This is a genomic window from Pseudactinotalea sp. Z1732 (assembly GCF_049724975.1).
GTDB lineage: Bacteria > Actinomycetota > Actinomycetes > Actinomycetales > Beutenbergiaceae > CALKWS01.
Window position 1 is genome coordinate 1 of the sequence record NZ_JBMPQC010000002.1, and the last position, 24,593, is coordinate 24,593.

The following is a 24,593-nucleotide window of genomic DNA, read 5'->3' on the forward strand; positions in this document are numbered from 1 at the left end:
CATCTGTGGGCCTGAGGATGGCCACGTGTTGACTCACCCGAGCGGGTAGGGCCTTTAGATCGACTAATGAAGTCCTAGCAATTGAGTCGCCCGTAATGTTTATAAGGACGTCCCCTGGACTCACTGCTACGGATGATAGGGCCGCCGCTGAGTCATCATCGATGTAGGCCACGTCCTCAAGGCGCATTTTGTGGTCGTGTACGTTCTGCGAACGGATGAATGTAGTGCCGGATGGACGGTACACCGTACTGCCGCCACGGGGCGTGGCTCCAGAGCCGATCTTTGAGGTGAGTTCTCCGAGTTTGCGTGTCGCCCAGGCCATTATCTGACCCTGCCCAACTGCTCGCGTACGACCTGTTCCAACCGCGACGACTCTTCGAACTGCTCGAGCAACTCCGTCGTCAGACGATCGATCTTCTCCTCCAGCGGCTCGCCGTCGTCCTCCACCTCAGGGACGCCGACGTACCGGCCCGGGGTGAGTGTGTAGTCCGCTTCCTTGATCTCGCCCAAGGTGGCCGAGTAAGCAAAGCCCGGCACGTCCTCATAGGTGAGGCCCGCCGTCGTCGCTGATTCGGTGCCCCGCCAGGCGTGGAAGGTGTCGGCGATCTGGGCGATGTCTTCCTGGCGCAGTTCGCGTTCGGCGCGGTCGATCATGTGGCCCAAGTTCCGGGCGTCGATGAACAGCACCTCGCCGGTCCGGTCGGTTGCACCACCAGGGCCGGCGGTCTTGTCTCTAGCGAAGAACCACAGGCAGACCGGGATGCCGGTGGAGCGGAACAACTGGGTCGGCAGCGCGACCATGCAGGAGACCAGGTCCGCCTCGACGATCTGGGCGCGGATCTTGCCCTCCCCGCCGGAGTTCGAGGACATCGACCCGTTGGCCATCACCACACCCGCAGACCCGCGGGGGCTGAGTTTGGACAGGATGTGCTGGATCCAGCCGTAGTTGGCGTTGTTGGCCGGTGGCACGCCGTAGACCCAGCGGGAGTCCTCCTCCGAACGGGCCCAGTCCTTGATGTTGAACGGGGGATTGGCCAGCACGTAGTCCATCTCGATGTCCGGGTGCTGGTCGCGGGCGAAGGTGTCCCCCCACTTGGGACCGAGGTTGGCGTTGAGGCCGTGGATAGCGAGGTTCATCTTCGCCATGCGCCAGGTGCGGTCATTCAACTCCTGGCCGTAGACGGAGATCGCGGTGCGGTCGGTGTCGTGGCGCTGCAGGAACTTCTCGGTCTGCACGAACATGCCGCCCGATCCGCAGCACGGGTCATAAACCCGACCGGAGTAGGGCTCGAGTACCTCCACCAGCACGCGCACCACATCCGGGGGCGTGTAGAACTCCCCGCCACGCTTGCCCTCGGCGGCCGCGAACTTGCCGAGGAAGTACTCATACACCTCGCCCAGAATGTCCCGGGCCTTGGTGGCCCCGTGGCCGGTGAACCGGGCGGTGTTGAACAGGTCGATCAACTCACCCAGTCGGCGCTGGTCGACGTTGTCGCGGTTATAGATCCGGGGCAGGGTGCCGCGCAGGCTGGGGTTGGCGCCCATGATGAGTTCCATGGCGTCATCGACCAGTTCGCCGATAGAACGTGCCGGTTCGGCGCCGGAGGCGGGTAGGCCCTTGGCGTTGGTGGCCAGGTAGTCCCAGCGTGCCGTGGCCGGGATCCAGAACACTCCGTGGCCGGTGTATTCATCGATGTCATCAGTGAAGGAGTCGATCTGGTCCTCACCGATGCCCTGTTCGGTCAGTTCGGCGCTGATCTGCTCACGACGTTCGGTAAAGGCATCCGAGACATACTTGAGGAACACCAGCCCCAGCACCACGTCCTTGTACTGCGAGGCATCCATGGAGGAGCGGAGTTTGTCCGCGGCCTTCCACAGGGTGTCCTTGAGTTCCTTCATCGAACTCGGTCCCTTGACCGAATTGGCTGCCGAGGGTTCGGCGGCCTTGCGCTTGGGTGGCACGTCCTAGTGTCCTTCCGGTGGGGCTGTCGTGGGGGTGTCGAACTGCAGAACCCGGGCGGCGATGCCGTCGAGCAAGTCGTCCCGGAGTTCCTTCAGTGCGGCAATGCGGGCATGAGCGTGTCTGTGTGCATTGTCCACTGCGGCCATCGCCTCGCGCAGCGCCTTGCGTTGGGATTCCGGAACCGGGCGCAGTGTCACTGACCGCCAAGCCCGACCGCCGGTGGCTCCGTGACGGTTGAGCGCGCGGGCGAGTAGGTGTGGGTCGAGTGTTTCTGTTGGCCGCAGGATGCGCGCGGGGTAGGTGACGAGGGCGCTGCCCTCATGGTCGACGGCGGCACGGAGCCCGCCGGTGGTGGTGAGGATGACGTCACCAGGTTCGCTCAAGTGCGCGGCGGGGTAGTCCTCGGCCAGGGTGAGCAGGTCGATGTGAACCTGAGCAGGGGCCAGGCTGCCGTCCATTATCTGGTCCGCGCCCAGCACGGGGACACCGGCTTCGTCGGTGGGTTCGCCGCTGAGGCGGTGGCCGGGGATCAGTTCCAGATCACCTCGGTCCAGCCAGTGCTCGATGGTCTCGTGCGTACTGGGCCGCCGCGTGGTCGGCGCGCTTGCGTGAAAGACGCGAACAGCGGGCGCGAGCGGCTGGGCTGGTTCGCTATCGAGGCGCTCGGCCAGGGTCATCAGGCGCGCCGCGGTGTGGGAGCCGGATGTCGCCGGCCGTGGGGGAGCGGTGGTGGGGCCGGGGATCAGTGGGCCGTGGGCTGCGATGACGGAGCGTGCCGCGACCCGGCGGGAGTAGTGGAACGCGTGGGAACGTACGGTCTGCTCATCGCCCATCGCAGCCAGCGTGTCGTTGACGACGTCAATGCACAACGCTGGGGTGAGGCCGCGGTCGGTAAGGTCGCAGACGGTGGTCCAGCGCCGCTCGGCGGGCACGCCGGGGTGCGTGGCCCCCAGTACCCACACCGCCATGGCTCGGTTGTGGCGCCGCGGCACGCTACCGGCGGGCAACCGGATGATGGAGCGAACCCGGTCCAGCCGGAGCAGATGCGCGCGCAGGTTGTCCGCCTCCCGGTCGGCCAGTTCGTCAATCAGTACCTGGGCCGGGCCGACGATCACGGCACGCTGACCGGCGTGCATTTCCAAGGCGATGTCATCGATCTGTCGCAACAGGTGCAGCGCGGAGCCTCGCGGGTCGTCCTCGTGATCGACCTGGGTCAGCACCACGGCGGACGGTGCCGCGCCGAGTTCTCCGGACAGTCGCCGTCGTCCCCACCCGCCCGACAGCAATCGCCGGAGGGTGTTCCGTCCGACGGCGGTGGTCACCTCGGGAGTGTGTGCGACCGCTGGGATGTGCTCAGGCAGGCGCTCGCGGACCGCCGCCAACAGGTCACCCGCCTGCGGGAACGGATCGGCGAAGTGCATCTCGCCGTCGTCTCCCTCATGCAGCGCAATTGCCAGATCGGCCAGCAACCTCAGTGCCGGACGGGAGAGCACGTCCGGGAGGTTCGGTGCGCGCCGTCGTGCTTCCTGCAGCGACTGCTCCAGAGCGTTGGCCGCCGAGTAGGACGCATCGGCAACCTGCTCGGCGTGGGAGACCAGTTCGGGGTTCTGGTGGGCGGCCTCGACTTCGCGGTAACAGAACTCGTCATGGGGATCGACGTCGTCGGCGAGGTCGAGGAGTTCCGCGGGGACGGTCTCGGTCAGGGAGGCGCCGGTGAGCGTGGTCAGGGTGAGGAGGGCGGCGACCGCCGCGTCGAAGTCGGCGCTCAGGTGCGCGGGGCCCGGACGGACGTGGGCGGCGAGGTCCTCCTGGGCACTGGCGTTGTTGCCCAGGCCGGTACGGGTGAGCCATGCGGCGATCTCCGTAGCGTCGAACTGCAGTTCCGGGTGGCCGGGGTTGACCGGCGCGGGGAACGGGTCCGGGCCTTGGGCCTTGCGCCGCCGCCAGATCGTCACCACCGGCCGGCGGACCTTGGCCAGCCGAGCGATGCCGGACATCGACAACAGAGCAGCCGGTGGCTGAGGCTCCTCCGCGCCTGGTGCGGGGCTGGGTGCCATGGCGGTCTCCTGTCGGTCGATGGGCGATGACTTCATCGTAGCGATGGATGCAGACACCGGGCGCTATCCAGGCGATAAGGGGGCTTATCGCCATGGTGTTGGAAATGCGAGTGAACGTCGCTCTACGTTCCTGGAGACCAGCGGAGGGCAGATCAGTTCTCCCGTTAACAGGAGGTTCTCGATGATGTATATCCGTAAGGTTCGCCTGGAAGATCCGGGCACCCTTAACCGTCACATCACCGCGGTGCAGTTCTCGTTCGCCACCACCGGCACTTTGCGCACCGCGACCCTGGCGGAAACCGTCGCCGGGATCTTGGCCGGCCAGCAGTACCGCAGCCACAACGACGCAACGGGTGCGCAGGCGCCGGTGGTCGTGGCTACCTCGGTGAACGGGCTGCGCTACATCACCACCGTTGCCGACGGGCGGGAGTCCAACAACCTGCTCGAACTTCCCCGGTTCTGATCGCGATGGATACCGAATCGCGGCGAGAAGGGCCCGCTGCTGGGCAGGGCTACTCGGTTGAGGCGATTCTGGCTGCCGAGCAGGAAAGGGGAAAGCGCCGTCGGTGGCGTTTGATCGGTCTGCTCGGAATCGCGGTGGTGGTACTCGTCTTGGCGGGTACCGCCTACTGGCAGAGCCGGCCCCCGGCGCCTACTGCGCTGGAAGCCGCCTACGAGCGCTGTGGGTTTGAAGAAGACCTCGGCGCGCAACTGGCCGATGAGGGCCGCACCCTGCTCCTGCAGACCGCCGGGGAGGAGAACCCCCTCGGCATGGATTACCTCGAAGTGCTGTGTGCCTTCATTGCCCTGGACGTGCCGACCCGCGTTACCACCCAGATCGCCGCAACGCGGGCTCTTGACGGACGCGTGAGTGACTCCTGGGACGTCTACACCGCCACCTGGACCTATCACCCGAACTCGGGTCTGAACCTGATGATCACGATCGATTGAAAGGACAAGGACGATGACGAATGACCCTTACCAGGATTACTCCTACTCCCCGGACCCACAGTTCGATGAGAGTCCGACTGCTGATGGCGCCTCGGGGGTAGGGACCGATGCTCCAGCGCCGCCTCGCAAGGGACGCTTGCGCCGCTGGCTGACACCCGTGATCGTGGGTGTGCTTGCGTTCACTATCGGCGTTGCTGCGGGCGCCGGAGGGGACACAGAGGAGATCACGCCGACGGGGGATCTCGATGCCGAGATCGAGGCCGCAGTGGCAGATGTCGAGGCCGAGCGGGACGCGCTTGTCACGGAACTGGAGGAGACGGAGGCCGATCGTGACAGTGTGGCCGCCGACCTCGAGTCCGTAGCCGCGGAGCGGGACGAAATCGCGGGCGAGATCACCGCTGCCAGGACCGAGCGTGACGAGGCGCTGGAGCGCGTGGAAGCCATGGAGGCGGAGAGCCAAGAAGCGCAGGCTGCCGCGGAGGCCGAGGCTGAGGCCGCCGCCGGAGCGGCGGAGCCGAGCGACTCATTCGGGAACGGCACCTGGCGGGTCGGCGAGGACATTGAGCCGGGCACCTACCGCACCGACGGCGGTAGCGGATGCTATTGGGAGCGGCTCTCCGGATTCTCCGGTGAGTTCAGCGACATCATCTCCAACGACTTCACGTCGGGCCCTTCGACGGTCACGATCCAGGGGAGTGATGCTGGATTCAGCAGCCAGGGGTGTGGGACGTGGGAGTTCATGGGGTGATGACTCCGATTGGTGACCGATAACGGTGGGAGGCCCGTTTGCGGCGATCAGGCGGGCGGGCCTTCAAGGGCGGCGGGTTGATCGCGTCTGGTGTGCAGCACACGCACGACGATCAGTTCCGCTTCTCCAGCACGGGTGTAGAAGACGCCGTACGGGAACCGGCGCATCCGAGTTCGCCGCAGCGCGGTGAAACCCTCAACCGGAGGTGCGCCGTCGGGAAACACGGCGAGACGGTCGATCACAGCGTCGAAATCGTCCAAGAAGCGCTCGCCCAGCGCCGAGTCGATCGCCGCGTAGTAGCGACGGGCCGTTACGAGGTCGCTCTCAGCGTCCCTAGTGATGTGAACCTTCACCTGTGCTGACGAAGGTCGTTGCGAACCTCGGACCACTCACGCACTGATTGCGGGTCGGCTTGGATCGCATCAAGGGCCGCGAGGAGTTGGGCACGTTCGGCCTCGGTCGGCCGGTAAGTCGGTTCGCCGAAGTGGGTACGAAGAGCCTCTTGGACGACCTCCGAGCGGCTTCGATGCTCGATTGCCCGGGCGCGCTCGACGAGTTCATAGAGTTCTTCAGGGAGAGTGATCGCCACCTTACGGACTGCCATGGTTCCTCCTCGGTATGAGTTCATCATACTGCGGCGTACGCACCTCGCAGGGTTCATGCGCCGCCGGCGGGCTGGTCACGACTGCCCGTAACCCAATGCGCACAAGTACGCCGAGGACGACGGCGAGGACGAACGCCAACAACGCACGGTGACTTGGCTTCTGGAGCTGTCGAGGTCGATGAGCGGGACGTCTGGGGGCCGTGGATGGTCTCGAGAGGACCTCTACGACGGTCGGCGCATCTCGTGGGGCATTCCTGGACACGACTCGCTTATCCCTTCGACGAATCTGATCCGGACCGCCAACAACGCGCCTGGCGCGCTCTGGCGACGCCGCGGGGGAGTGAAGACTTCCCTGAGGGGGCGACGTTGCGCGGAGTGCGCATTGTGAACCCACTTCGCGGGTAACTCATCCCTCAGGGGTCAGGCCTTAGCGCTTCTGCTCCATCATCCAAGGTGTGCAGTTCACCGAGGGGAACATCTCGTGCGCGGTCGACGATCTCGCGCGCGAGGAGGCTTCGGTCCGCCAAGGTCTGCAAGGTCCGGTTGCGCACACAGGCACCATCGTCAACAAGACAACGGCGGCCGCCCCACGCTCGCGTCCCTGACGTGCCCAACTCACGGCTAGAAAAATCACGAACACCGTCGACAGGGCAAAGCAGACACCGGCGAGTATCAGGGCCTGCTCGGCATCGAAACCTCGACGCCAGGCGGTCAGATCCGGACTGGAGAGGAAAGCCCCCACTCCGGCGATCCCTGAGAAGGCGAGCACGATCACCAACACCACACCCGGCGGAGTTTTCCAGAACCCGGGCTGCGTGGCGTGCGGACTCTCCAGCAGTATCCGGCGCTCGACCCCTGAGGGGATGCCGGACGCCCACACTGAACGTGCCCAGCGATCGATCCGCCGCTCCCCAGTTGCCATCAGCGAACTCCATACATTCTCAGCGCCAGTCAGCAGCCTCAAGGGGTGCAGTCATCTATCCGAGAGGACACCGGGTGGGAGCCTGCATACGGCGCGAAGCGTGGGACGTTGACTTCACTCTCGCCGTGGCCCTGAGCCTGCGGAAGGTATACATAGATGACTCGAACGCGTATACTCAGTGCGTGGCGACCACGATCAAACTCAGCAAGCAGACCCGCGACCGGGTCAATGACGTCGGTGCACGAACCGGTCAGACTGCCGAGCAAGTCGTGCGCCGGGCGTTGGAGGAGTACGAGCGGGCCCTCTTCTGGGCTGACTATGGGGCAGCGGCGGCCGCGGAACGGGTCGATCCGGAAGTGGCAGCCGACCAGGCCGAGGAGAACGCGCTGTGGGATGCGGCGACCGCGCGCGATGGATCCCGGCGTGGCTGAAACCCCTCTTCGTCACGATGTGTGGCTGGTAGACCTCGGCGACCCGATCGGCCGCGAGGCTGCCTACCATCGGCCCGCCCTCGTCGTCTCCGATGATCCCGCCAACCGCTATGGGCTGGTGACGCTCTGCCCGATCACCCGGTCGAGACGGGGCTACCCCACGCGCGTGGAGATTACTCCGGGCTCATCGGGCCTGGATGAGACTAGTTACGTGCAGGCAGAGCAGCCGCGTACCCTCAGCACGGCTCGGCTGGTGCATCGTTTGGGCCGTGCTGACATCGCGGTGATGTCTGAGGTGGATCGCGTGCTTCGGTTGCTGCTGCGGCTCTGAGCGGCCTGCGCCTTGACGTGCTCCTGCACGGCGCAAGTGACTGGTTCCATGCCGACGTGCAGGGTTGAGTGCGCCGAGCAGCCCGAGATGGCTCATCGTCGCTCTTGACCTCGCGCTTCGTGAAGGTACTGCACGTGTGCACGGCGCCATCACGCGTCGGCGACGACCTCCTCCAGCCTCACCTCGGGCGGCTCCCGCCGCAGGCCTCTTGTCATGATGAGGAGCCACGCGAACCCGAGGACCAGCCAGATCACCCCGATCGTCAGCGCGTTGACGTCGAGATTGACCAGTAGCCACGTGATCACCCCAAGGCCGAGCAGTGGCTGGAGCGTCCAACTGAGGACATTCCGGTGCTTCTCGTGGCGCTGCCGCATGAATAGAACGATCACGGAGATGTTGACGAAGGCGAAGGCGGTGAAGGCACCGAAGTTGATGAAGGACGTGGAGGTGGTCACATCGAGGAACACCGCGATGAGGCCGACGGCGCCGGTGAGCGCGAGGTTGAACACCGGTGTCCGGAATCGGGGGGAGACGTAGCCGAAGATCCTGCGCGGTAGCACCCCATCGCGGCCCATCGCGAACAGCAGTCGGGAGCCGGCCGCTTGAATGGGTATGCCGGCGGTGAACTGCGCCACGATGACGGTTGCGAGGAACACCGCCCCGAACAGGTCACCGCCGATCGTCCGGGCGATATCCAGAGCAGCGCTGTCCGGGTCGGGGTATGTCGCTCCGGCGCTGACCAGTTGGACCACGAAAGCCACGGCGACGAACACGGCACCGGCGATCGCGGCGGTCAAGATGATGGCACGGGGCACAGTTCGTTTCGGGTCCACCGCTTCTTCGGAGAATGTGCTGACGGCGTCGAATCCGATGAAGCTGTACGCCGCCAGCGCCGCTCCGGCTACCAGCGGCGTCAGACCCACATCCGCGTTCCAGAACGGTTCAGTGGTGACGGCCAGATCAGGATCAGCAAAGACCCGGCGCAGCGATAGCCCGACGAAGAATAGAAGCACCAGAACCTGGAAACTGATGAGCGCCAGGTTCACCCGGGTCGCGACCTTGATGCCGATGACGTTGAGAATCGTGGTGAGCAGGATGAAGCCGAGCAGGAACACCCAACCGGGAACGCCGGGGAATTCGGCGGTCAGGTAGGCGGTGCCGATCAACCAGACGACCATGGGCAGGAAGAAATAGTCCAACAGGATCGCCCACCCCACCATGAATCCTGTGCGGGGCCCGATCGCGCGGCGTGCGTAGGTATAGGCGGAACCCGATACCGGGAACTCTCTGGCAAGTTTCGCGTAACTGATCGCGGTGAAGATCATCGCGATGGTCGTCAACGCGTAGCTGCCGGCGAGCATGCCCCCGCTGACCTCCGAGAACGCGCCGAATGTGGTCAGAACGATGAAAGGCGTGATGTAGGCAAGACCGAAAAGGACCATCGGCCACAGAGTCACGGTCCGTTCGAGTTTGGGCGTGGTCACTTTGCTCTCCTAATCTCGTGAAGAGTGCGGCCGCCAGCGCTGTGCGCTGATCGATCCGTTATAGAGAGGTAGTGGGATCTCGGCGTCGTCCGTGCGGACTTGATCCCACATGCGGTTGAGGCCGGCAGTGCCGTACCTGCGGACCCGTGCGACGGCGCCGAGGTCGAGGACGTCGGTCAGGAAGGCCGGTGCTTCACTCGGTGCCTGGGAGCGGACGATCCCCTCGGGGTCGACGATGATGCTTCGACCGGTTCCATGGGGAGCGGAGGCGTTCACGCTCAGCACGAACGTCTGGTTCTGGATCGCGGTAGCGCGGGCCAGGATCAGTTCTTGTTCACGGTCGGACGTGCTCGTTTGTGCCGGGCACAAGATGACGTCTGACCCCATCCAGGCCAGGTGGCGAGCCACCTCCGGAAACCAGATGTCGTAGCAGATGCTCAACCCGATGCGTCCCACATCCGGGATGTCTCCCACAGCCATCGTGGACCCGGAGGTGAATGGTTCGAACGGGCGCCACGGGAATATCTTTCGGTAGGAGCAGACCACCTCACCCGCAGGACTCAGCAGGATGGCGGTGTTGTACACCTCACCGGACGGCCCGCTTTCGATAATCGTCCCCGGGAACAGCCACACAGCGTTCGCCCGGGCGATCGCGGCTAGTTCCCGCACCCGGGGACCCTCCAGCGGTTCTGCCAGTTCGGCGTACAGGGCGGCGCGCTCTTCCGGATCCCCCGAGACTTCACACGTGTGATATTCGGGATATAGCAGAAGCCTGGTCTCGGGAAAGTCCTTGAGAAGTTCGGAAACCTCATCGCCGAGTTCGCTGGTGGCCGTGGCGGGGTTTCGTGCGGGAACTTGGGCGACGAGAATCGGTAACCATCGATTCACCCCATCACCTCCGAATACTCGCAGGCTGCGATGAGCCGGAGCATACTCCTGCGCCCGGACTTCTCGATGGATTTCAGAACATGAATTCCGAGGCAGATTGGGCCCCGACTTTGGATACGCCCGATCACCCCTACACCACGGCTCAACATGCCGGTGCAGCCCGGTGTTGCTACCGTCCCATTCATGATTGGCTTCCTGATTTTCCTGCTCGTGCTGTGGCTCGTGGTGTCGGTGATCGGCGCGATCATCGAGGGCCTGCTGTGGCTCACCCTCATCGGCATCATCTTGTTCGTGGGAACCGGAGTGTTCCTCTGGCTGCGGGCCAAGGCCAGGGGCAGCAGCGGTACGACGACGACCCGCTGATTCCTCGCAGTCCGCGGCCTCCAGACGCTCCCGGGGCAACTCGTGTTCGGAAACACTCGGCTCTATGCTGCGGCGGGAGACCCTTTCGACTAGGGGAGCCCCGATGGCTGCTAGTGGCGGCACCAAGGCAGTGGTCACCGCGCTCGTGGCTAACCTGGGCATTGCGGTGACGAAGTTTCTTGCTTGGATCCTCACCGGTTCCAGTTCGATGCTCGCCGAGGGTGTCCACTCGGTGGCCGACTCCAGCAATCAGGCGTTACTGCTCATCGGTGGGCGCCGCGCCCAGCGGCAGCCCTCCCCGACGCACCAGTTCGGTTACGGCCGAGTGCGGTACGTGTACGCCTTCGTCGTTTCCATCGTGCTGTTCACCCTCGGTGGCTGCTTCGCGCTGTATGAGGCCTGGCACAAGTGGTCTGATCCACACGGCATCGACGCGTGGCACTGGGTGCCTCCGCTCGTCTTGGGCCTGGCCATCGTCATGGAGGCCTTCGCGCTGCGCACCGCCGTCAAGGAAGCCAACCAGGTGCGCGGCCGGCTGCCGTGGCTGCGCTATATCCGCAAGACCCGTTCACCAGAGCTTCCGGTGATCCTCTTGGAGGACACCGGCGCGCTCGTCGGTCTGGTTTTCGCGATGGCTGGAGTCGGGCTGACCCTCCTCACCGGTGACGGGCGCTGGGACGCCGCCGGAACCGCGGCGATCGGGGTCCTGCTGGTGATCATCGCCGTCTTCCTCGCGATCGAGATGGCCTCCATGCTCATCGGGGAGTCAGCGGTCCCGGAACATCACCGCGCGATCGAGAATGCGCTGGTTGGCGACGGGGTCGATTCGGTGATCCACATGCGCACCTTGCACCTGGGCCCCGACCAGATCCTCGTCGCCGCCAAGATCGCGGTTACCCGCACCGACAGCGCCGCGCAGATCGCCGGCGCGATCGATGCCGCCGAGGAGCGTGCCCGGGCGGCTGCGCCCCTGAAGATGTCGATCTACCTCGAACCCGACCTACGCTGAATCCGCCCGCCCCGCGACCGGCCGCGCGATATCCGGCAAGCAGACATACCTCAGCAAGTCCGATGTTGCTGCTACGTCGCGCAGGTGGCGGACCACATCTCCCCGAGTACCCGATACGTCGTTGCCGAAACGTGATACGAGGACCTTCGCCCGGTGTCAGACCCGCGGCCTACTCTGGAATGAGATGGCCGACCACGGGGCCTTCGCAGCGTAAGGAGTGCAGCCATGACCCAACCTCCGATGACTCCGGGTCCTGGCTGGTACCCCACACCATCCGGTGGCCGCCGCTACTGGGATGGCGTGACTTGGTTGGATCTGCCGGATCCTGACGGAGGAGAATTTGGTGGGCCAACTCCGTCGAAAGGCTCACGTGCGAAATGGGTGGTCGTGGCCGTCCTTACTGCCCTTGTGCTCGTAGGTGGGGGCACGTTCGCTGCGATATCGATCAACGATTCTCGCGAGGCGGCACGCGCAGCGGAACTTGCGCAGGACGCGGCAGAAGAGGCCGCTGCGGCTGCGGAGGAAGAGGAGGAGGCGGCAGCGGCCGCTGCGCAAGCCGAGGCTGAGGAACGCGATGCAGAGGAAGCAGGGCAGCAGGCCGAGTTGGAACGGCGCGAAGAAGCGGTCCCGGAGATCGAGGACTCCATCGGCGATTTGGCTGAGGAACACATCGAGGAAGGTCTCATCGACGGGCCGGTCCTCGAAGTGACGTGTTCGCCTGTGGGCGGTGGGTCGCTGGAGGATCTCGCACAGCAGACAACGGTCTTCGCATGCTTCGTGGCGAATGAGGAACTCTCAGGTGGGCGGCATTCGGGATACACCTACAACGCCACCATGAACTGGAGTACCGGCCGTTTCACCTACGGCATCGGAGAGCCGTGATCGTCGGAGAAGCGAACCGGCCTGATCCAGCGGAGGCACACAGTATCCCGGCCGGCCCACCCGATCAGCCCCCTGATACACCCTGCGTTGCCCGGGTTCTCCAGCCACATCGTCCTCGCGTGAACGTTTCGTTTAGTCTCTCGCAAAGGTATCGTTTGACTTCACGGTTACCTCGTCCGGGCGCATTCTCGGGATTTCGCCGATGAGCAAGGCGTAACGGTGCGGCGACTGCACAGCCTGCGGTCGTGGATCGTGGCCTATGCGGCCGCGACATCCTCCACAGCCACGTGGGAGTCCATTCGGCGTTCGGCCAACCCAGGCGACGCAGATCCGCCGAGCAAAGCCACGAGCATCCGGTACCGGGACTGGCTCACGTCGCTATGGCTGCTGGATCCGCTACCAGCATGGTCGCCCGAGACAATGAGGCTGCGGGGCCTGACGGCGGCTCCTAAGCATCATCTGGCCGACCCGGCGCCTGCGGCACGGCTACTCAAAGCCACCAAGGAGTCCATGCTCAGCGGAAGCACAGCCGGTGGCGGCGCCTCGAACACCGGAACGCAGATCGGCGCCCTCTTCGAGAGTTTGGCCACACTCAGTCTCCGCTCCTATGCACAGACAGTCGAGGCGCGCACGAGCCACTTACGAACCCAGCGCGGAGAGCGTGAGATCGGAGCCGCGTGCTTCCCATGCACCTAGGGACAGTTCGGGCGCGGCGCTCGATCGGTACTCCGTTAGGCGCCGTTGATACTGGACTACGCTAACGACCAGCGTCGCGTGCTGGTGGCAGGCAGTGTCAGGCATGGAGGCGTGGGACACGAAGGAGTACGACGATGATCACGTCATGCCCTTCGCCCTCACGTGACTGAGGGCGAGAAGACCAGGCTGGTGGCCTGGAGTCGAGAGTTACGTGCCGTGCATCAGCAGTTGCGTGAGGCGCTGCGAGTCACGCGCGAGGCGGTGGACGCCGGAGGCGACGCCGACTCGGCGACGCGTGACCTGTTGCTGTTCTGCCACGGGTTCTGCACCGCGTTGGCCGGGCACCACGAGGGTGAGGACCGGGAGTTGTTTCCCGCGATCGCGGCAGCGCATCCCGAACTGCGGCCGACCCTGCAACGCCTGGAGCAGGACCACTCGATGATCGCCCACCTGCTCTCGGGGTTGCAGGAAGCGGTGTCGAGAGCGGCCTCCCCGGTCGAGTTGGATCGTCACCTCGAGGGGATCGCGGCGATCATGGAGAGCCACTTCCGTTATGAGGAGCGCCAACTCCTCCACCTGCTGGAGACCTCGCACTGGACGCAGACCCACGCCGGACCCTGGGGCCGCGGTAGTTCCGCCGACCGGCGAACTCCGCGTCACGTTCGATCCGGACGCGTGCTGCAGTGATATCATTGCAACATGGCCGCGATCACCATCCGTCAACTGCCCGAGGAAGCCAAACAGCGACTTCGGATGCGGGCGGCTGCCCACGGTCGCTCGATGGAGGCGGAGGCTCGGGGGATCCTCCTGGCTGCACTGGAATCCACCGGGAAAGCCGACCTGAACTGGGTCGAGCAGTTGATCGCCGTCAGGTATGAGGTTGGCGGCGTGGACCTGCCGGAACCTGAGGATGAACCGGCGACGGCGGCCGACCTGCAGTCGTGATCATCCTCGACACCAACGTCGTCTCCGAACTCATGCGGGGGTCTGCTGCTTCTCCAGCAGTGCTGAACTGGGTACGCGGCCTGGCCGAGCAACCCGTGACCACGGTGGTCACGCGCGCCGAGATCCTCGCTGGCGTCGCGCTGCTGCCCGCCGGACAGCGCCGCGACCGGATCGAGTCGGTGGCGACAGCCGCATTCGACACCCTCGGCGTCTGTTTGCCGCTAGTGCCCGCATGCGCGGCGCAGTACGCCGACATCGTGGCGACCAGACGCGGCATCGGGCGCCCGATCGGGGCGATGGATGCACTCATCGCAGCCATCGCACGCTTCAGCGGAAGCGCCCTGGCGACCCGGGACACCGAGGACTTCGCGCACCTCGGGCTGGACCTGGTCGACCCCTATCGCGGCGATCATGGAGAGCCGCTTCCGTTATGAGGAGCCCCAACCTCCACCTGCCGGACACGCTCGCACTGGACGCAGACCCACGCCGGGTGCTGGGGCCACTGTAACTTTCGCCGACCGCCGACCGCCGACCGCCGACCGCAGACCGCCGACCGGCGAATCGGAGGGTCGTTCAGACGTCGTCAGATGAGGTCAAGCACGCTCATCGCCTGGACCCGAAGGTCCTCCGCGGCTTGTTCGGTGAGGGTGTCGGGACGCTTCGGATTGTCCAGGTGCCGCACGAACCGCTCCATGGCGACCCTCGCCGGGTTGGTGCGGTCGCCCTCCAGGTGCTGTTCAGCCTGGCGCAGGGCGTTCTCCAGCTGGTTCGCGATCGGACCAGCGACATCGCCGGCGTCGACGTACTCCTGCAACGCGGTGGCAAGGTCAGCGACCGCGTCGACGGCGTCCCGTTCCTCCGGTTCCACGGTGCCGTCAGCGCCGATCGCCAATGACACCTCGTCGTCGTAGATCCGCCGTTCGGTGCCGAGTACGTCGAGGTCGTCATCGAGCAGCGGGAAGGAGTACACCGGCGTCAGGCTCATCGTCGCCCCGCCGTCCGCGTCGCGTTCGATGTTGATCTCCAGGTGGCCGTAGTGCTTGCCGCCGTCGACCAGCGTCTCCCCATCCCAGATCTCGGGTTCGAACTGGTCGGCGGACCACACCCGGTAGGGGTTGTATTCCAGGATCGGTTCGGACAGCAGGTTCCCGTTGGCCCTGCGCTCGCCGCGCAGGCCGTCCCCGGCCACGCCGACGTCGTAGTAGTTGACGGCATTGCCGTCACCGGTGAGGTCGACCAGTGAGCGCTCGAACATCTCCGAGTGCCCTGACAACACCGCCGCCACTCCGTACTGCTCGAACATCTCCGAATAAATGCGCATCGGGGTCCCGCCCTGACCCGAGGTGTCCTCGTGGTTCATCGGAAGCCCGTGCTCCCCGGAGGAGTAGGGCGCGTGATGGAACTGCACCACGATGATCTGCCCCTGCTCGCGGGCGTCCGCCAACTGATCCTCGGCCCAGTTCCACTGAATGCTGCCCTCGTTGTAGGGCGAGAGGTTGTCACCGCCGGCGGCAATGTATTCCGTACTGGTGTAACTCGACTGGGTGTCCGGGCCCGGACCGTCGTACTCGATGCCGGAGAGTTTGTCCTCTTCGGCGTAATTGTCGGGGTGGTCGTCCGGGATGCCCTTGGTGGAGTCCAGGGTGATCACGGTGAGCGGGCCGTAGTCGAGACGGTGGTAGTTGCCCTGGTGCTCCGGCGTGCCGTTCGGGAACGGGGTGAAATAGGAGTGGAAGGAGTCCCGACCGTTCATCACCGCCTCGATCTCATACCCACCATCGGAGGCTCCGAACGGTTCCCAGTTGCCCAGGGCAGTGACCACCGGCCGGCTGGAGGCCGGGTTGCCGACCTCTCCGGCCAGGTACCGGAACCACTCGTCCCAGGCGGGTTGGAAACCGCCACCCTGGACCAGGTCACCGGCGAACAGCATCAGGTCGGGGTCGCGCTCGGTGACGATCTCCATGTTGTAGGCGAAGCCCTGATCCTCGGTCAGGGCGTACTGCAGGATCTCCTCACCCTGCTGTTCCGTGGTACCGAAGCGTTCGGCCCACAGGCTGTCGGTGACCGAAGGGCGCTCGCTCCCCTCGGCGATGGCACCCGGGACCCACTCGCGATGGGAGGTGCGGCCCGCCGGATCGGTCTCGGAGTCCGCCATCGCGACGAGCCTGATGTTCTCCCAGTCATCGGATGTGGGCGCGGTCGTGAAGGTGTTCGTGATCTCTGAGGTCCCTTGGCGCACCGTGTAGGTGTAGGTGGTGTCCGGCTCCAAGTCGCTCAGTTGGACCTGATGGCGGTAGTTGCGGCCCTCGCGGAACCAGTCGCCCCACTCAGGGTGATCGATGGCCTGCTGCCGGTTGTTGTCCGTCCAGTCCAGTGCCTCCTGAACCTCCGGGTCCGACTCGATGGGGTCCTGGCCCTCCAGCTGCACCTCGCCCGGCTCGTCATCCCAGGACATCCAGGTGATGAGCATCCCGTCGGTGGCCGGGTTCTGCAGGTATGGCTGAACACGGAAATCCTCGTCATCGGCGACCGCGGGCGATGCGGTGAAGCCGGCCAGTGCCAGGGCAGCGGCAGCGGCGACACTGCCGGTGCGGGTCAGACGCGAGCGAGAGCGAGCCATGATCGAACCACATCCTCGGGTGTATGGGGGTTGGGACCGGCCGCGGACGCCACCGCCGAGGCACCGGAAACTCGCGTCGACAGACCCGACGGGTCTCGAGGAGTTTTCAGCAACGGCTTCAGTGACATCACGGACGGAGCGCTCCTTTGCTTCGCCCGACAAACTAGCGAGGGTAATTCACCACCGTCAACCAACCCTATGAGGAAAGTTCGTGACGAGATGAGGAGGTTCGCCCGGATGATTCACGCGTCGCGAGCGCGCCGGGAGGCGCGCTTGGTCCGCGTGGTGGGCCTCGCCGTCGTCGGGTCCTCCGGCCAGGGATGCTTCGGATAGCGGCCACGCAGTTCCGCGCGCACCTGCGGGTAACCGGAGGCCCAGAACGTGGCCAGATCTGCGGTGACGGCGGCCGGTCGGGAAGCCGGTGAGAGTAGTTCCAACACCAGCGGCACCCGGCCCCCGGCCAGCCGCGGCGCCTGGTCCCACCCGAACACCTCCTGTATCCGTACCGGCAGCACGGGGCGCTGTGGGTTGGTGTAGTCCACCGCGATCTTCGACCCGCTGGGCACCTCGATGCGTTCGGGTGAGAGGCGGTCCAACTCACCGGCCTGCGGCCAGGGAAGCAGGCGCCGGAGCGCAGCCGTGGTGTCGATGCGGCGCAGGTCCGCCGTGGTCCGCACCCGGGCCAGGTCCGGGCCGAGCCACTGCTCGACCGTGTCGAGGAGCGCCTCGTCGGAGACATCCGGCCAGGGTGCGCCGAGCGCGGCGTGCAGGAACGACAGCCGACGGCGTAACCCGGCCGCCGCTGCCGGCCAGCCGATGAGGTCCAAGCCCTGCGCCTGCAGACCCTCGCGTACCGCCCGGGCGACCAGACCGGGATCGGGATCGACCAGACGCTGGCTGGACAGTTCGATCGCGCCCAGCTTCAGCACCTGCCGGGCGCGGATACGACCCTCGTGCCACGTCACCTCGCGTTCCTCCGACAATGCACGACCGGCAGCCTCCAGCGCGGTGGCCTCATCGATCGGGGCGGCCGCGCGGATGATGGCATCGGATTGCCCGGGGGAGCGGGCGGCGTCTGCGACCGCCAGCCACGAACTGCCGGCCAGGGCACTGCCCGGCGCCAGGCGCGCGCCGGTGCCGCCGACCATCAAGTAGGTGGACCCGCCCGGCCGCAACCGGGCGATGCGGCCGGGGTGGGCCAGGGCGGTGACCGTGCCGACGGCCAGGTCGAGTCTTGTGCTGCCGTCGACGCCCCGGCGTCCGGGCGTGACCCTGGCCGGCGGGGTGGAGCGCGCCCCGCTGCCGGGAAGGGCGGCGCGCAGCCGGCGACGTTGCTGCTCCCACGCACCCGTGGCCTGCCCGCCCCGGCGCAGTTGGCGGAGCAGTGCGGTGAGGTCACCGCCGGGGGCTGGGGTGTCCTGGTCCAGCATGGCCACGGTCTCGGCGGCGAGGTTCGCGCCGACCTCACCGGCACCATCCAGCAGCGCCCGGCCCAGCCGCGGTTCCACACCGACGTCGGCGATCGCCCGCCCGCGAGCGGTGATCATTCCGGCGGCATCGATCGCACCCAGTTCCACCAGCACGGCCTCGGCAGCCTGGACGCTGCTGGCTGGGGGCTCATCCAGCAGGTTCAGGCCCTCACCGCGCGGGGTGCCCCAGCGGGCCAGTTCGAGCATCGCGGAGGTGAGGTCGGCGGTGTGGATCTGCGGTGCGGGGTGGGCATCGAGGCGGGCATGGTCGGCCTGGGCCCAGCACCGGTACACCTGGCCCGGGCCCTCCCGTCCGGCCCGGCCGGCGCGCTGCTCGGCGGCGGCTTGACTGACGTTGCGGGTGACCAAACCGGCCAGACCGCGGTTGTGATCGGTGCGCGGCACCCTCGCCAGCCCGGCGTCGACGACGATCCGCACTCCCGGCACGGTGAGCGAGGACTCGGCGACGGCGCTGGAGACGACCACCCGCCGTCGTCGGCCCTCCCGCAGTGCGCGGTCCTGCTCGGCCGGCGGCAGGCGCCCATGCAGGGCCAGCACGTCAGTACCTGCCGGCAGCGCACCGGCGCTACGCAACCGGCGTACGACGTCGTCGATCTCCCGGGCGCCGGGCAAGAAGACCAGTGCATCGCCGTCATCGGCCCGCATGGCCTCGGCGGTGGTGGTGGCGACGTGGTTGAGGAAGGCCGGGGTGGTGCCGCGCTGGTCGAGGCGGGCGGCGGTGGCCGGCGGCGGGCGCCAGTTGGTCGTGACCGGGTGCAGCCGGCCCGGCACGGTCACCACCGGTGTGGCCGGGCCCAGCACGGCCGCGACCCGTTCGGCCTCGATCGTGGCCGACATCGCCAGCACCGTGAGGTCCTCGCGTAGCGCCGAGCGCACGTCCACGAGCAGGGCCAGCAGCAGGTCGGTGTCCAGGTGGCGCTCGTGCACCTCATCGAGGACGACGGCGCCGACGCCGGGCAGTTCGGGGTCGGCGTGCAGCCGGCGCAGCAGCAGCCCGGCGGTGACCACCTCCACCCGGGTGCCCGGGGAGACCCGGCGCTCACCCCGGACGCTGAAGCCCACCTCGCTACCCACGGGACGACCGATCAGGTGGGACAGCCGGGCTGCCGCGGCCCGTGCGGCGATCCGGCGAGGCTGGGTGACGACCACCCGCGCACCGGTTCCCGCCGCCAGCGCCGGGGGAACCAGGGTGGTCTTGCCGCTGCCCGGCGGGGACTGCAGCACCGCGGTGCCGCCGCCGCTGAGGGCCTCGTCCAGTTGCTCCAGACCGTGGCGCACCGGCAGGTCCGGCGGGTCGGCGAGCAGCGCGGCGAACGGGTCAGCGGGCACCCGGCCAGTGTGCCGCAGGACGGGCTTGCCGAGCGGGAGCTATGTCCTCCATCTGTGCTCCCGCTGGAGCGCGTGGCCGCCACCGCTCGCTGTGATGCTTCCGCGTGAGCGACTGGCTCGAGGTGAACGCGCAGCCTGATCGCGGCGGTTCGCGGTAGTCGCGAGGGTTATGACGCCCACAGCGCCGAGATCGGGGCGGCCACGATCTGGTCGTCGAGGCGGTAGCGGCGCGGGCCGGTGTGCAGCACGGCACCACCGATGAACTGATCATCGAGTTCGTCAGCCAGCCAGCGCAGGTGTCGGGCATCTCGTGGGGTGGGCGCACTGCCCGCTTTGATCTCGATGCCGAACACGCGGCCGTCCTCGTACTCGGCAATGAGGTCGATCTCGTTGCGTCCACCGTGGGTGCGCAGGTGGAAGAGTCGTGCTCGCGCTGCGGCTGCGGCTGCTTCCGCCCGGAGTTGGGACATCACGAAGGTATCGAGCAGCCGTCCCAGGATGTTGCCGTCCTTGCGCACGCCCTGGCGGTCGAGCCCGAGTGTCGCGCCGACGAGACCGGAATCGATGACGTAGCGCTTAGGGCTTTGAACCAGGCGTTTGATCCGGTTCGTCCACCAGGCCGGTATCTGCTCGGTGACCAGCAGGTTCTCCAGGAGCAGGTCGTAGGCTCGGGCTGTCCTTCGGTCGATGCCCGTGCTCTCAGACAACGTGGCCAGATTGACCAGGCCCGCGGTGTTGAGGCAGATGCTGGTCAGGTCCTCTCGTTGGCAAATATTCGCCGGTGTCCGTTCTACGCACCTACGGATGCTCATTTTACGCACTGAGTAGTGCCCGGTTTACACCGAAACCAGTGCCCGATCTAAACATCACCGCTCACCTGTTCCGCGGGCATTCCGATGGTTGCCGCCTGCCGCCTGCCGCCTGCCGCCTGCCTACGGCCAGCGCTCGTTGTGTCCGATGATCCTGCTAACCGGCACCGCCACGACGTCGCCCTCGAGGTGGAGTTCGACATCGCCTGCCGCTGAACTCGGTGACCGATGTCCCCGAGCGGGGCTTGCTCGGTCTGGGCCATGGACGGCACGGATCACGGACCGTCCAGCGGGGAAACTGCTCGGAACTGGATCGAGCAGTTCTGGGGTCCGCTACCTGAACAGATGTCGGACAGAGTGCCGCGACGGTTGCCTGGAGGGTCCGCAGCGGCGGCACCTGAGATCGGTCGTGCGGCGAGATCACCGCACAGCGAATGATGGCTGTAGGTCCTGGAACATCGGGAAGTGCCGGACGTTGAGCGTGGCGATCTCGGCTCCGGCATGGGCGGCCGTGGCCACGATCAGGTAATCGGGTAGACCGATGCTGGTGTGGCTGCGCCGGAACTCGCGCACGAACTCACCGGCCGTGCGCGAGATGGGCTCGGTGACCGGAATGGACTGCATGATCGACAGCAGGTTCCAGACCGCGCGTCGCACGGCTGAACGCATACCCCCGGCGAGTTCGGCGATCGTGACCACGCTGACCGCCAGCGAGCTCGCCGCGCGGGCCTCGTGTAACCACGCTCGTGCCGCCGGGATACCGCGCAGATGTGCGATGAGCACGTCGGTGTCGACCAGGATGACGGGGAGGCCCGCCACGCAGGTCTGGCACCACGAGGCCCTGTTCTCACGGGTGTGAGCCTGGTCGTTATCCTGGGGAAATGCCGAAGAAGAAGCGCCGCAAGGGCCACCAGCGCCGCCCGCAGCAACGTCATCTGACGTCGGTCCAGCCAGGGCCTGCGGTGTCGGAGACGCCCGAACACCTCAGCCTGTTCCAGGGGCTTCGCCAGGCGCTTCGCAGTGATCAGCCGCTGGACCTGCTTGGCGCCGTGAGCAGCCTGATGGCGGCCACTCTGCCCCACGACCCCTTCGCCGAGGCCCCGGTCAGCCTGGCGGAACTGGTCGAAACCTTTATCGGCACTCCCTACGCGGAGACGACCGCCGCGCTGACGATCATCCAGGCGCTGACCGAGGACGACCTGCTCGCCGGACGGATCGGGCGCGAACTGACCAGACGTCGTCATCCGATGCCCCACTGGCTCACCGGCTTGGGCCACGCCCGCGCGCACGAGCAGGCGTGGAGTCTCAGCCACGTGCTGCGCGACGGCGAAAACCACCTGATCGGCACCACCTTGGCCACGGGACAGTCGATCACGGCAGTGGTGTACATCGACCACAACATGGGCACGGTGGTCAAGGATGCGTTCCTCATGCCGGGGCCGGTCGAGGAGGTGGTGGGGCACTTCTCCCGGAAGTTGCCACCGCAGGACTCGCCCGAGGGCCAGGACCAACGGCTGGCCCCGGCCGACCCCGCGGACACCCGTGTACGGGTCGAGCAGGCAATCGACCTCGGTGCCCGCACCATCCCGCCCCTGGAGACCGACACCTGGCCGATGTGCCGACCCGCGGTGGAGTGGATCGTGCGGATGCTGCCCACCGGCGGTGCCGCGCCGAAGCGCAAGCAGTGGACGGATGAAGAGACCGAGGCGATCGCGCAGGACTTCTTCACCTCCGCTGTCGGGCGCGCCCTGGATCGGCCCGACAACCGCGACCTATTGCGCAGCGTGCTGTGGTTCGGCACCGACTACGGCTCTGGGGACCCCTTGCGCTGGAGCCAGGTGAATGTGGAGATCCTGCTCGCCGACTGGTTCCCGCGCAAGGTCATCGCCGAAGCCACCTTCCTGGCGAAGTTGCCGGACCTGCTGCGTGCCTTCATTCGCTACGCCCACGAGCGGGCCGGGATCCGCGGGGGCCTGACGCAGCAGGTTCTCGCCGCCGTCGGCACATGGGAGCCGCGGTACAACGAACTCATCCACGCCGACCGGCCCCCGGGGGTCGCGGGCGAGTTGGCTACGTTCCTTCGTCAGAGCACCGAAACCGGCGTCGCAGAGATCGTCCTGCGGGACCTGGATCGGGCGGTCGGGGGGCGGCGTGCGTTGCTGGAGTTGGATGTTGATCCGCTGCCTGAAGAGGCTTTCGAGTGGGCCGGCATCGCGCAGGACATCTACCCGGTGGTCCAGCAGGTGCTCGATACCTGCGACCAGTGTGCCGAGGACCTGCTGGACAGTGAGCACCGCACCGCGATGCGACGCTTCCTGGCCCGGGTCGCGACTACCGATCCGGTGATCTTCCGGCGCAAGGCATCTCCGGTCCGGGCCGCCGCGGCGGTGGCCTGGGTGATCGGCCGGGCGAACGGAACCGTGGGGGACCGGGGGTCGGCGATCTCGGTCGGAGAACTGCTGGCGTCCTTCGGCATCAAGGGCAGCGTGTCGCAGCGCGCCGAGCCGATGCTGCGGGCGATCGGGGTGGACCCTCGCGATCAGTACGGCGTGGTGCAACTGGGCACCGCGGACCTGCTCACCTCACAGGCCCGCCAAGACATGGTGGAGATGCGCGACCACTGGCTCGCCGAGACAGCGCCGTAGGCGGGAGCCGCCGGCCTCCGGTCGACGCAGTGGCCTGTTACGTCCATCCCGGGCGCCTTCACGCTCACCGCTGCCCGCATGGCCGTCTCAATACTCAGCCTCACTAGTAATCGAACATATGTTCGTTTACACTACGAGTTGTGTCCACCGGGCCCACCATCCTGCACGCCGACCTCGATGCGTTCTACGCCTCGGTCGAGCAGTTGCTGGAGCCGGGCCTGCGGGGCCGCCCGGTGGCCGTCGGTGGCAGCGCGCGTGGTGGCGTGGTGCTGGCGGCCTCGTATGAGGCCAAGGCTCATGGCGTGCAGGGCGGGATGCCGGGCCGGCGAGCGGCTGAACTCTGCCCCGGCCTCATCTTCATCCGCGGGCACTTCCATCGCTATCAGCCGATCGCCGACGACGTGATGGCCATCCTGGGCGACCTCACCCCGGCCGTGCAGCGCGTCTCGATCGATGAGGCCTTCCTGGACGTCACCGGCTCGGTCCACCTGTTCGGCCCGCCGGCGCGGATCGGTGAACTCATCCGCCGCCGGGTGCGCGCCGAAGTCGGGCTGCCGATCTCGGTCGGTGCCGCCCGGACAAAGCACCTGGCCAAGATCGCCTCCCAGGTCGCCAAACCGGACGGGCTGGTGGTGGTGGAGCCCCACGAGGAGACCGCCTTCCTGCACCCGCTCCCGGTCGGGCTCATCTGGGGCATCGGCCCGGTCACGCAGCGCCGCCTGGCCGAACTCGGGATCCACACCATCGCTGAACTCGCTGACCTCGGACGGCCGGTGCTGGAGCACCTCCTCGGCAGTGCCGCCGGCGCCAAACTGCACAGTCTCGCGCACAACGAGGACCCCCGACGGGTGACGACGTCGAACCGGGCCCGGTCAGTCAGCGCCCAGTCCGCGCTGGGCCGGGTGGCCGTCTCGCCCGAACTGGTGCGCCGGGTGATGGGCGGGCTCGCGGAACGCATCGCCGGGCGGCTGCGCGCCAAGGGCCGGGCCGGGCGCACGGTCACGGTGCGCGTGCGGTACCCGGGGATGCGCACGGCCAGCAGGTCCCACACGCTGGCGCAGCCGGTCTCCGCGACACTCACGCTCACCGAGGTGGCCGAGACACTGGCCTGGCGGGCCATCGACGCCGAAGACGGGGACCGCGTGGAGGTCACCCTGCTGGGGATCGCGGTCTCGAACCTGCAGACCCAGCAGGCCGTCCAACTCGAGTTGCCGCTCCTCGCCGACCCCTGGCGCCCCGGATCACAGGCGGGCGCGGCCCGCTGGGCGCTGGACCACTCGATGGACACCGCGCGGAAGCGATTCGGCAGGAGCGCCGTCGGCTATCTCCCCGCCACCCTGGGCGGGGCCGGGGGAGTGCCCGACGACTTCCGCGGGTTGGCCGAGCGAGAGGTGTGACGCTCCCGCGGGAGCGTATCCGGGTTTGG

At 66.8% G+C, this 24,593-nt stretch carries 24 protein-coding genes and 1 pseudogene; 14 read left to right on the forward strand and 11 right to left on the reverse strand.

The annotated features are described in order from the left end of the window. Positions 1 to 321 precede the first annotated feature (321 nt). On the reverse strand, positions 322 to 1,962 hold the full coding sequence (locus tag ACPL7H_RS03840; protein WP_424795798.1) for a type I restriction-modification system subunit M: 1,641 nt from the start codon (positions 1,960 to 1,962) through the stop codon (positions 322 to 324). A gap of 3 nt (positions 1,963 to 1,965) precedes the next feature. Further along, positions 1,966 to 4,020: a hypothetical protein gene (locus ACPL7H_RS03845; protein WP_424795799.1), complete on the reverse strand. Its 2,055-nt coding sequence runs from the start codon at positions 4,018 to 4,020 to the stop codon at positions 1,966 to 1,968. 19 nt (positions 4,021 to 4,039) lie between these two features. Between ACPL7H_RS03845 and ACPL7H_RS03850 the strand changes: the two genes are divergently transcribed. The 3 genes from ACPL7H_RS03850 (at position 4,040) to ACPL7H_RS03860 (ending at position 5,719) form a co-directional block, all read left to right on the forward strand. Continuing rightward, the gene (locus tag ACPL7H_RS03850; RefSeq protein WP_424795800.1) at positions 4,040 to 4,483 is read left to right on the forward strand and encodes a DUF3892 domain-containing protein; all 444 of its coding nucleotides are present in this window, start codon (positions 4,040 to 4,042) and stop codon (positions 4,481 to 4,483) included. 5 nt (positions 4,484 to 4,488) lie between these two features. Next, the gene (locus tag ACPL7H_RS03855; protein ID WP_424795801.1) at positions 4,489 to 4,971 is read left to right on the forward strand and encodes a hypothetical protein; all 483 of its coding nucleotides are present in this window, start codon (positions 4,489 to 4,491) and stop codon (positions 4,969 to 4,971) included. Between the two features lie 157 nt (positions 4,972 to 5,128). Further along, a complete protein-coding gene (locus ACPL7H_RS03860; protein WP_424795802.1) occupies positions 5,129 to 5,719 on the forward strand; it encodes a hypothetical protein in 591 nt (196 codons plus the stop codon). A gap of 47 nt (positions 5,720 to 5,766) precedes the next feature. On the opposite strand, the gene ACPL7H_RS03865 is transcribed toward ACPL7H_RS03860, so the two are convergent. The 3 genes from ACPL7H_RS03865 to ACPL7H_RS03875 form a co-directional block, all read right to left on the reverse strand. Continuing rightward, positions 5,767 to 6,072: a type II toxin-antitoxin system RelE/ParE family toxin gene (locus tag ACPL7H_RS03865; RefSeq protein ID WP_424795803.1), complete on the reverse strand. Its 306-nt coding sequence runs from the start codon at positions 6,070 to 6,072 to the stop codon at positions 5,767 to 5,769. Further along, on the reverse strand, positions 6,069 to 6,323 hold the full coding sequence (locus ACPL7H_RS03870) for a ribbon-helix-helix protein, CopG family (protein WP_424787777.1): 255 nt from the start codon (positions 6,321 to 6,323) through the stop codon (positions 6,069 to 6,071). Before ACPL7H_RS03870 ends, ACPL7H_RS03865 begins: the two co-directional genes overlap by 4 nt. Before the next feature lie 427 nt (positions 6,324 to 6,750). Then, on the reverse strand, positions 6,751 to 7,245 hold the full coding sequence (locus ACPL7H_RS03875) for a hypothetical protein (RefSeq protein ID WP_424795804.1): 495 nt from the start codon (positions 7,243 to 7,245) through the stop codon (positions 6,751 to 6,753). A gap of 182 nt (positions 7,246 to 7,427) precedes the next feature. Here ACPL7H_RS03875 and ACPL7H_RS03880 point away from each other — a divergent pair, with 182 nt between their 5' ends. Then, positions 7,428 to 7,676, forward strand: coding sequence for a hypothetical protein (locus tag ACPL7H_RS03880; protein WP_424795805.1), 249 nt, complete (start codon positions 7,428 to 7,430; stop codon positions 7,674 to 7,676). Beyond that, on the forward strand, positions 7,669 to 8,007 hold the full coding sequence (locus ACPL7H_RS03885) for a type II toxin-antitoxin system PemK/MazF family toxin (RefSeq protein WP_424795806.1): 339 nt from the start codon (positions 7,669 to 7,671) through the stop codon (positions 8,005 to 8,007). The genes ACPL7H_RS03880 and ACPL7H_RS03885 overlap by 8 nt, the downstream gene beginning before the upstream one ends. Before the next feature lie 149 nt (positions 8,008 to 8,156). On the opposite strand, the gene ACPL7H_RS03890 is transcribed toward ACPL7H_RS03885, so the two are convergent. Then, on the reverse strand, positions 8,157 to 9,491 hold the full coding sequence (locus ACPL7H_RS03890; protein ID WP_424795807.1) for an APC family permease: 1,335 nt from the start codon (positions 9,489 to 9,491) through the stop codon (positions 8,157 to 8,159). 9 nt (positions 9,492 to 9,500) lie between these two features. After that, positions 9,501 to 10,379 carry a carbon-nitrogen hydrolase family protein gene (locus tag ACPL7H_RS03895; RefSeq protein ID WP_424795808.1) on the reverse strand — a complete coding sequence of 293 codons (879 nt, stop codon included), beginning with the start codon at positions 10,377 to 10,379 and terminating at the stop codon, positions 9,501 to 9,503. Positions 10,380 to 10,562: 183 nt separating this feature from the next. Here ACPL7H_RS03895 and ACPL7H_RS03900 point away from each other — a divergent pair, with 183 nt between their 5' ends. From ACPL7H_RS03900 to ACPL7H_RS03930, 7 genes and pseudogenes are all read left to right on the forward strand, one after another. After that, a complete protein-coding gene (locus ACPL7H_RS03900; protein WP_424787781.1) occupies positions 10,563 to 10,742 on the forward strand; it encodes a hypothetical protein in 180 nt (59 codons plus the stop codon). 103 nt (positions 10,743 to 10,845) lie between these two features. After that, a complete protein-coding gene (locus ACPL7H_RS03905; RefSeq protein ID WP_424795809.1) occupies positions 10,846 to 11,751 on the forward strand; it encodes a cation diffusion facilitator family transporter in 906 nt (301 codons plus the stop codon). A 225-nt stretch (positions 11,752 to 11,976) separates the two neighbouring features. Continuing rightward, positions 11,977 to 12,633, forward strand: coding sequence for a DUF2510 domain-containing protein (locus tag ACPL7H_RS03910; protein WP_424795810.1), 657 nt, complete (start codon positions 11,977 to 11,979; stop codon positions 12,631 to 12,633). Positions 12,634 to 12,834: 201 nt separating this feature from the next. After that, positions 12,835 to 13,329 (forward strand): annotated as a pseudogene (locus tag ACPL7H_RS03915) (DUF4143 domain-containing protein); the annotation flags it as partial. Between the two features lie 162 nt (positions 13,330 to 13,491). Continuing rightward, the gene (locus ACPL7H_RS03920; RefSeq protein WP_424795811.1) at positions 13,492 to 14,016 is read left to right on the forward strand and encodes a hemerythrin domain-containing protein; all 525 of its coding nucleotides are present in this window, start codon (positions 13,492 to 13,494) and stop codon (positions 14,014 to 14,016) included. A gap of 12 nt (positions 14,017 to 14,028) precedes the next feature. Further along, entirely contained in the window at positions 14,029 to 14,274 is a 246-nt protein-coding gene (locus tag ACPL7H_RS03925; RefSeq protein ID WP_424795812.1) for a FitA-like ribbon-helix-helix domain-containing protein, read from the forward strand. Beyond that, the gene (locus tag ACPL7H_RS03930) at positions 14,271 to 14,708 is read left to right on the forward strand and encodes a type II toxin-antitoxin system VapC family toxin (RefSeq protein WP_424795813.1); all 438 of its coding nucleotides are present in this window, start codon (positions 14,271 to 14,273) and stop codon (positions 14,706 to 14,708) included. Before ACPL7H_RS03925 ends, ACPL7H_RS03930 begins: the two co-directional genes overlap by 4 nt. Positions 14,709 to 14,857: 149 nt before the next feature. Here ACPL7H_RS03930 and ACPL7H_RS03935 read toward each other — a convergent pair whose 3' ends face one another. The 4 genes from ACPL7H_RS03935 to ACPL7H_RS03950 all read right to left on the reverse strand — a co-directional run bounded on the left by ACPL7H_RS03935 (position 14,858) and on the right by ACPL7H_RS03950 (position 21,341). Then, complete coding sequence (locus tag ACPL7H_RS03935; RefSeq protein ID WP_424795814.1) at positions 14,858 to 16,894, reverse strand: FIMAH domain-containing protein; 2,037 nt, start codon at positions 16,892 to 16,894, stop codon at positions 14,858 to 14,860. A 242-nt stretch (positions 16,895 to 17,136) separates the two neighbouring features. After that, positions 17,137 to 19,713 carry an ATP-dependent helicase HrpB gene (gene hrpB, locus ACPL7H_RS03940; protein WP_424795815.1) on the reverse strand — a complete coding sequence of 859 codons (2,577 nt, stop codon included), beginning with the start codon at positions 19,711 to 19,713 and terminating at the stop codon, positions 17,137 to 17,139. Between the two features lie 167 nt (positions 19,714 to 19,880). After that, on the reverse strand, positions 19,881 to 20,525 hold the full coding sequence (locus ACPL7H_RS03945) for an ATP-binding protein (RefSeq protein ID WP_424795816.1): 645 nt from the start codon (positions 20,523 to 20,525) through the stop codon (positions 19,881 to 19,883). Between the two features lie 417 nt (positions 20,526 to 20,942). Next, the gene (locus ACPL7H_RS03950) at positions 20,943 to 21,341 is read right to left on the reverse strand and encodes a type II toxin-antitoxin system VapC family toxin (protein WP_424795817.1); all 399 of its coding nucleotides are present in this window, start codon (positions 21,339 to 21,341) and stop codon (positions 20,943 to 20,945) included. A gap of 62 nt (positions 21,342 to 21,403) precedes the next feature. Here ACPL7H_RS03950 and ACPL7H_RS03955 point away from each other — a divergent pair, with 62 nt between their 5' ends. Both ACPL7H_RS03955 and dinB read left to right on the forward strand, forming a co-directional pair. Next, positions 21,404 to 23,167: a hypothetical protein gene (locus ACPL7H_RS03955; protein ID WP_424795818.1), complete on the forward strand. Its 1,764-nt coding sequence runs from the start codon at positions 21,404 to 21,406 to the stop codon at positions 23,165 to 23,167. Between the two features lie 140 nt (positions 23,168 to 23,307). Next, a complete protein-coding gene (gene dinB, locus ACPL7H_RS03960; protein ID WP_424795819.1) occupies positions 23,308 to 24,564 on the forward strand; it encodes a DNA polymerase IV in 1,257 nt (418 codons plus the stop codon). The last annotated feature ends 29 nt before the right edge of the window (positions 24,565 to 24,593 follow it).